The organism is Kitasatospora sp. NPDC048540 (genome assembly GCF_040651175.1).
GTDB lineage: Bacteria > Actinomycetota > Actinomycetes > Streptomycetales > Streptomycetaceae > Kitasatospora.
The window spans coordinates 1-7,241 of the sequence record NZ_JBEZIR010000219.1; the positions used below are offsets into that span (position 1 = coordinate 1).

Sequence of the window (7,241 nt, forward strand, 5' to 3'; positions counted from 1 at the left end):
CGACCACAACCGGCTCGACCGCGAGCAGGCCCTGGAGCTGTACACCCTGGGCGGCGCCCGCCTCACCGGCGAGGAAGCGGTCAAGGGACGGCTCAAGGTCGGGAGTTACGCGGACCTCGCGGTGCTCAGCGCCGACTACTTCACCGTGCCCGAGGCGGACATCCCGCACATCGAGTCCGTCCTCACCGTGGTCGGGGGCCGCATCGTCCACGCCGCCCAGGAACACCAGGGACTGACCCCAGACCTGCCCACCGTGACACCCTCCTGGAGCCCGGTCACCCGGTTCGGCGGCTACCACGCCACCCCTGCCCCTGGCCTGGGCGGCGTCACCCAGGCCAGGGGGGTGACCGAGGCGGTACTCGCCTCCGAGGAACAGCACGCCTGGCGCGAAGCCCGCGGCCTCGCCGCCCCCGGCCGGTCCGCCACACCGCTGGACCCGTGCTTCCTCTGATGCCGCGCCGGCACCCCGGTACCGTCGGACCGAGGCGACTCCCCCGCCTGCGCCCCCGGAAAAGAACCCCCTGAGGAGGTGTCGTGGCCGCACCCACGGACGGTCCCCCGGCTGCGACCTCGCCGCGGCTCCCCGGTCCGCAGGTCCAGGACCGCCACCCGCTGGCGGTGGCCCTGCTCGCCCTCACCCTGGTCAGCGGCCTGATCGATGCCGTCAGCTACCTCGGCCTCGGACACGTCTTCACGGCGAACATGACCGGCAACGTCGTCGTCATCGCCTTCGCCCTGGCCGGGGCCCCCGGGTTCTCCATCGTGGGCTCGCTGACCTCCCTCGCCGCCTTCCTCCTCGGCGCGACGCTGGCCGGCCGCCTCATGCGACGGTACGCACCCCCCGGACGCGGCCGATGGCTGCGCACCGCCCTGATCACGGAAGCCGCGCTGAACGGCGTGGCCGCTCTCGTCGTCTTCGCCTGGAGCGCGAACGGGTCCGTACAGTACGCCGTGATCGCCCTGGTCGCCATCGCGATGGGCATCCGCAACGGCACCGTGCGAGACCTCGGTGTACCGGACCTCACCACCACCGTGCTCACCCTCACCCTGACCGGCCTGGCGGCCGAGTCCCGCCTGGCCGGTGCCAACTCGCCGCGCCAACGCCGCAGGATCCTCGCGGTCGCCACCATGCTGGCGGGGGCCCTACCGGGCGCGGTCCTGGTCCTGCACGGGCAGATCGCCTGGGCACTGGTGGCCGGCGCGGCACTGACGGGTGCCACCGTGCTCCTCCTGCGGGAGTGAGAACCGGTGCCACCCGTCGCCGACACACGCCCCGTTCGCGCCCAGGAAGATCACCAGTGACCCACCAACACGAGCCCACCGGCCCCACCGACTCCCTGCGCGAAGACATCCTCACCGCCCTCGGCATCCTCAAGATCGCCACCGACGACCAACTCCACCGCCTGCTGCGCCCACATCTGGGCTCCGGCAAGTCGATCCGGGCTGCGCTGCTCGACCTCCAGTTGAACGGCCTCACCGTCCCGGACGGCAACACGACGGCACAGCAAAGGACCTGGCGACTCAACGACACGGACGGCCCCAGCTCGGCGGCGCACCTGCTGCTGGAGCTGGTCCGTGGCGAGGCGGGCGGTGCCACCCGCGGCGCCGGCCGGACCGGAGCCTCGCACACCATGGCCGTCAACGAGACCATAGTGGCCTTCGTACGCGGCGGCGGTGCCGACGGCGCGGGCGGGGTCGGGAGGGTGACGTCCTGGTCGACCGAGACCGAGTTCACCCTCCCGGGAGGGAGACGCAAGGTGCGGCCGGACGCGGTACTCCAGGCACCGGAGATCGGCGTGCCGGAGCTGTTGGTCGAGGTCGGCCGGTCGACCATGCCCCCGGCCCCGGTCGCGGCGAGCTTCCCGGCCTGCCCGGAGCTCTTCCGCCGCCGGGTCCGCAACCGCCCGCCGACCGCCCCCGGCGGTGCCGCCGCCGGGTGGCGGCAGGCCCACCCCGGCCACACCCGGGACGGATGTCCGCCCATCGCCCTCGTCGTCACCGACGCCGGCTCCCACCCACTCACCGACCGGCTCAAGACCATCTACGACCTGTGCCGCAAGTACTGCCCGCCCCGCCGGAGGCGAGAAGACGGAGATGACGGCTGGGATCGCCACGACGACACCATCCCCGTCATCGCCACCACGCTCGAACTCCTCCAACAGCACGGGCCGATGGGCGAAGTCTGGCGGCGATACGGCCGCAACAACCACGGCCTCAGCCTTCCCGAGGCACTCGAGGACCGCGACGCCGCATCCGAACAGGACGGATGCGACAGAACGCGTGGCAAGGAGGTCGCAGCGGAGAACCGTCCGCGAATCGAGAAGGAGGGAGAGGGATGGAGATAGGGGGTGTCGCGCACGGTTGCCGGGACCGCCTTCTTCGACCCGAAGTGCCGAACGGCGGGGCAACCGGACGTGCTCCTGAGGCAGCCGCTCACGGCGAACGTCGACTGCGCCCGGGTGCGCAGGGCGGCTCCCGCGGGCGTGAGGCGGCCGGTCACCGACCGTTCGTCGTCGGCACTGCGTTCCCGCTACGTCAGGACCGTTGCCCCGCTCGGCCGGGAGCGCCGCGCCAGAGCTTGTGGCAGCCGGGTTCGGCGGACGGCCGGTGAGAGCATGGCCGTCTGCTGCCCCGTCCGGTGTCCGGCCGGGACGATGAACAGATTCGGAGTATGTCCCATGAACCGTAGTGAGCTGGTGGTCGCGTTGGCCGAGCGTGCCGAGGTGACCCGCAAGGACGCCGATGCGGTGCTGGCCGCCTTCGCCGAGATCACGGGCGAGGTCGTCGCCAAGGGCGACGAGAAGGTCACCATCCCCGGCTTCCTGACCCTGGAACGCACCCTGCGGGCTGCGCGCACCGGCCGTAACCCGCAGACCGGCGACCCGGTCCAGATCCCGGCCGGTCACGGCGTCAAGGTTTCCGCCGGTTCCAAGCTCAAGGAAGCCGCAAAGGGGTGATCCCTCACCGATGCCCGGCCCGGACGGCGGCGGCGCCAGGCATCGGACCTCGGCCGACGGGGTGCCGTCACGTTATCGGGTGATCATCCGACGGGGCTCCGGGGCGTCGAGGCCCGGCTCAGGGAGGGCGGCAGGGCAGTTCGAGGTCCTGCCGACGCAGCCGGCTGAGCTGTTCCCGCTCCGGGCCGGTCGGCCCTTCCCGTGGGAGCTCCGGAAGAATCGGCGGGAAACGGGAGGATGAGATCCTCGGTAGTCGCCCTCAGGGCTTGGCGGTAGTGCGTGATGAGCACATCACCGATCGAGTCCCAGGTGCGGGCCGCGACAGCGGTGCGGCCTGCGTGACCGAATGCGGAACGCAGGCCCCCGGACCGGGCGAGTCGGTCCACGGCTCCGCACAGCGCAGATCCATCGCCCGCGGGTATGAGGAACCCCGTCCGGCCGTGGTCCACCAGGTCCAACGGCCCGCCCGCTGCCGGCGCGACGACAGGCAGCCTGCTCGCCATCGCCTCCTGAATGGTCTGTCCGAACGTCTCGAACTGCCCCGTGTGTACGAATATGTCCAGCGAGGCGTAGACGCGAGCCAGGTCGTGTCCGGTTCGACGGCCCAGAAAGATCGCGCCGGGCAGGGCGCGCTCCAACCGGGTCCTACAGGGGCCGTCGCCGACGATGACGACACGTACGCCGGGCAGAGAACACACACCCGCCATCAGCTCGACCTGTTTCTCCGGCGCGAGCCGCCCTACGTACCCCACGATTACCTCTCCGGCCGGCGCGAGTGCCCGGCGGAGCGCATGGTCGCGATGGTGCGGGGAGAAGCGCATCGAGTCCACGCCGCGCGGCCATAGATGGACGCGCGGGATCCCGTGTGTGACGAGATCTCGACGTGAGGACTCGGAGGGGGCGAGTGTCCGGTCGGCGGCTGAATGAATGTTCCGGATCCGCCTCCACGCCTGCCGTTCCATGATGTTGGCCACGGAAGGGAGGTAGGTTCTGGCATAAGCGGCCATGTCGGTCTGGAAAACGGCGACGGTGGCGATGCCGGATTTTCTGGCCGCGGCGATCCCCTGGGATCCCAGCACGAACGGGCTGGCCAGGTGGATGATGTGGGGTTGGTGAAGGGAAATCGCCCTGGCCACGTGACGTCCCGGAAGTGCGACACGGACTTCAGGATATCCTGGAAGCGGAATCGAGCGGACGCGGATCACGGGGAACATGTTCCCCCACTGGGCCAGATCGTCGGCGCGGTGCGAGCGCCGGCCGGTTTCAGGGGAGACGATGACAGGGATATGGCCCTTTTTGAAGAGATCCTCGGCCGTTCTCAAGGCGCTGTGGGCGACGCCGTTCAGCTGGGGGAAGAAGGACTCCGCGACGACGAGGACGCGCAGACGCTCGGCTCCGGCGGCGCCACTGCGGGCAGCGGAACCTGCCGTCTCGGCTGGACGGGCGCCCCGAGAATTCGACGCCAACTGCACTTCAGGAAACTTCGGCATGCGACCCTCGCGGTGAATGGTGAACGGAAACCAACGATCCGCTGCTGATCGGCTCGGGTCCGCGTCGCCTCCCGATCACAGGGGCCGTCCCCGGCCGGACGGCGGGGACGGGTTCGTGCCAGCCGGGGGGCTTGACCAGGTAACCGACGCGGCCGGACCAGGTGCGGGCGTGTCGGACGTCGCGGAGAAGGCTGACGAACTCGTGGTAATTGGCCTTGAGCGGGTTGAAGGTGTCGATGTTCGTGGCCAGGCCGTAGCGGACGCGTTCAACTTCTTCCGCGTAACTGCCGAAGATCCGGTCCCAGACGATGAGGATGCCGCCGTAGTTCTTGTCTAGGTAGGGATTGTTCGCGCCGTGATGGACGCGGTGGTGTGACGGAGTGTTGAACATGAACTCGACCGCTCTGGGAAGTCGGTCGATCCGCTCGGTGTGGAGCGGGTATTGGTAGAGCAGAATGATGATGTGGGCGGTGAAGATCATCCATACCGGGATGCCGATCAGGGCCAGGGGCACGTCCACCACGTTGGCCAGGAATGCTCCAGGTATCAGGCAGGGCAGGCGGACGGCTGTGGAGAGGTTGAAGTGCCGGCTTGAGTGATGAACGCTGTGCCCGGCCCAGAGCAGTCGGATACGGTGATTCATCCGGTGCCGGAAGTAGAAGGCGAATTCGGTGAGGATGATCGCCGCCACCCAGACCCACCACGCCGACCCGGGAAGGGTGAACGGGGCGAAGGACGCTGCAATCGCCACGAGCGGAAGCTCGATGAACCTGGCCAGCAGCAATTCGATCCGGCCGACCACGAAGATGGACAGGCTGGTGGCGGTGTCCCGCACGGAGACGCCGGCCCGCCGTGCGTCCGGGGCCTTGTCCCGGGAATATCCGACGAACTCTATGGCCATCAGCAGAAGCAGAACCGGTATTGCATACGTTCCTGCACGGATTGCGCTCTCCATTGATTCCACCCTGTTGTAGCGGTGCTGGATACCGCCCGGCAGCAGGCGGCAGGGATGCATTCCGGGCCGGGAGGCCCTGCCTCAGCATCGCGCTCCGGCCGGGACGCGCGCCCCAGGGAGAGTCCCTAGTCCCGCACCCCTGTCCCCTAGCATCGAACCTTCGTGAAGGACCGTCGGATCGTCCGGCGGTGCTGCTGTCGGCGCCGCCCCGGCACAGGCCGGGATGTCCGGCCGGATCCGGCCTCGTCGATCGGCGGACCGCAGGCCCGCCTCCACCGTCAGGGCGTGGGGATACCGTCGGCCGGGGCGGTGGCGGGGGGTGTGGTGTAGGGGGTGACCGGGCCGTCGCCGGCGTCGGTGGTCATCGGCTGGCCCTGCAGGACGATCCTGTCGCCTTGGATGACGCCGATCTGTGTGCCGGTGTAGCCGGCGCGCGAGGTCTTGCTGAAGCCGAACGGGACCAGACCGGGCCCCGTGAAGTTCCCTTGCTCCGTGGCGTCCACGATCGACTGACGGGTCGGGTTCTTGCCGGCCCGCTGGAGTGCCTGGACGAAGGTGTAGGCGATGGACATGCCGAAGTTGGTCGCCTGGCTCAGCGGAAGGGACGGCGCGTAGGTGTCGCGGACCTTCTTGTACAGCGCGTACCAGCTGGTCGTGGTGTCGGAGATCGGCCAGGTGAAGGAGTCGGTGACGATTCCCTGGACGAGTGAGTTGCCCTGTTCGCCGCTCTGTTGGGCGTAGGGGGCCAGCAGGGCGGAGAGGGTGGTGGGGTCGGCGCCGGCGAAGCTGGCCACCAGTTGGGCGGAATTGCCGGTTTTGAGTTGTGCGATCTTGAGCTGTGCGAGGTACGTCGGGATGGCGAATGCGACGATCACATCGGCCTTGGACTGGGCGATGGCGTCCATCTGCGGGTTGATGTCGAGGTTGCCGGGTTGGTAGGTCTGACGCGATACGACGGACGAGGCCGGTAGGACTGCGTCCAGTCCCTTGATACCGTCCGCGCCCAGGGCGTCGTCCTGGGTGAAGTAGGCGATCTTCTTCCCGGGGAAGGCGGACGCCACGTACGTACCGAGGACCTTGCCCTCGCGCACGTAGTCGGTCGGCCATCCGAAGGTGTACGGGTGCGTGGACGGTGAGTCCCAGCAGGTACAGCCGGACCCCACGAACAGGTCGGGGACCTTCTGCGCGTTGAGATAGTCGACGACCTTCGTGTGGGTCGGGGTCCCCAGGCCCCCCACGATGGCGAAGACGTTGTCCTGCTCGACGAGCTGGTGCATCACGTCCACCGTCTTGGCGGGGTTGTAGGCGTCGTCCTTGTCATTGAAGACGATCTTCCGGCCGTTGACCCCGCCATGGTCGTTGACGTAGTCGAAGTACGCCTTCATGGCCGGGCCCGCATCGCCGAGTCCTGCCGCGGCGGGCCCGGTCAGTGGGTGGTGGCTGCCGATCGTGACCGTCGTAGCCGTCACCCCGGGCGCAGACGCCTGGCCTCCACCACCGTCGGAACCGCATCCGGTCAGCGCGAGAGCCAGAACGGCGACGAGTGTGACGGCAGGCGGATATCTGAACATCGGACTCCTCGGCAGACCTGAGGTGACCCGTGAACGCATGATCTACGGCGCACGGCCCATACGGGCAATGAGATCACCACAGATCCGCACAGGGCGCGAGACGGCTCGCCGCGTGAGCCGCCTCGACCCTGAGGCCTGCCGCTGGTCCGGTCACTCACGAAGGGAGGAGCCGACGGAGGTGGCGGCGGGAGGTGATGCCGAGTTTTTCGTAGACGTGGCCGAGGTGGTATTCGACGGTTTTGGTGCTGAGGTAGAGCTGTTGGGCGAT

General features: G+C 68.8%; 8 protein-coding genes. 4 read left to right on the forward strand and 4 right to left on the reverse strand.

Annotated features, from left to right (window positions below; all coding sequences use genetic code 11):
• The 4 genes from AB0D08_RS39685 to AB0D08_RS39700 form a co-directional block, all read left to right on the forward strand.
• A partial coding sequence (locus AB0D08_RS39685) for an amidohydrolase family protein (RefSeq protein WP_359895211.1) occupies nucleotides 1-451 on the forward strand: 451 nt, incomplete at its 5' end.
• An 83-nt stretch (nucleotides 452-534) separates the two neighbouring features.
• A complete protein-coding gene (locus tag AB0D08_RS39690; protein WP_359895213.1) occupies nucleotides 535-1,242 on the forward strand; it encodes a YoaK family protein in 708 nt (235 codons plus the stop codon).
• Nucleotides 1,243-1,298: 56 nt separating this feature from the next.
• Nucleotides 1,299-2,345, forward strand: coding sequence for a replication-relaxation family protein (locus AB0D08_RS39695; protein WP_033819428.1), 1,047 nt, complete (start codon nucleotides 1,299-1,301; stop codon nucleotides 2,343-2,345).
• 333 nt (nucleotides 2,346-2,678) lie between these two features.
• A complete protein-coding gene (locus AB0D08_RS39700; protein ID WP_359895215.1) occupies nucleotides 2,679-2,957 on the forward strand; it encodes an HU family DNA-binding protein in 279 nt (92 codons plus the stop codon).
• A gap of 83 nt (nucleotides 2,958-3,040) precedes the next feature.
• Here the strand turns inward: AB0D08_RS39700 and AB0D08_RS39705 are convergent, their stop codons facing one another.
• The 4 genes from AB0D08_RS39705 to AB0D08_RS39720 all read right to left on the reverse strand — a co-directional run bounded on the left by AB0D08_RS39705 (nucleotide 3,041) and on the right by AB0D08_RS39720 (nucleotide 7,241).
• Complete coding sequence (locus AB0D08_RS39705; protein WP_359895217.1) at nucleotides 3,041-4,342, reverse strand: glycosyltransferase family 1 protein; 1,302 nt, start codon at nucleotides 4,340-4,342, stop codon at nucleotides 3,041-3,043.
• A gap of 88 nt (nucleotides 4,343-4,430) precedes the next feature.
• A complete protein-coding gene (locus AB0D08_RS39710) occupies nucleotides 4,431-5,348 on the reverse strand; it encodes a sterol desaturase family protein (protein ID WP_233289242.1) in 918 nt (305 codons plus the stop codon).
• Between the two features lie 332 nt (nucleotides 5,349-5,680).
• The gene (locus tag AB0D08_RS39715; protein ID WP_233289243.1) at nucleotides 5,681-6,871 is read right to left on the reverse strand and encodes an ABC transporter substrate-binding protein; all 1,191 of its coding nucleotides are present in this window, start codon (nucleotides 6,869-6,871) and stop codon (nucleotides 5,681-5,683) included.
• A gap of 256 nt (nucleotides 6,872-7,127) precedes the next feature.
• Nucleotides 7,128-7,241, reverse strand: coding sequence for a LuxR C-terminal-related transcriptional regulator (locus AB0D08_RS39720; RefSeq protein ID WP_359895219.1), 114 nt, complete (start codon nucleotides 7,239-7,241; stop codon nucleotides 7,128-7,130).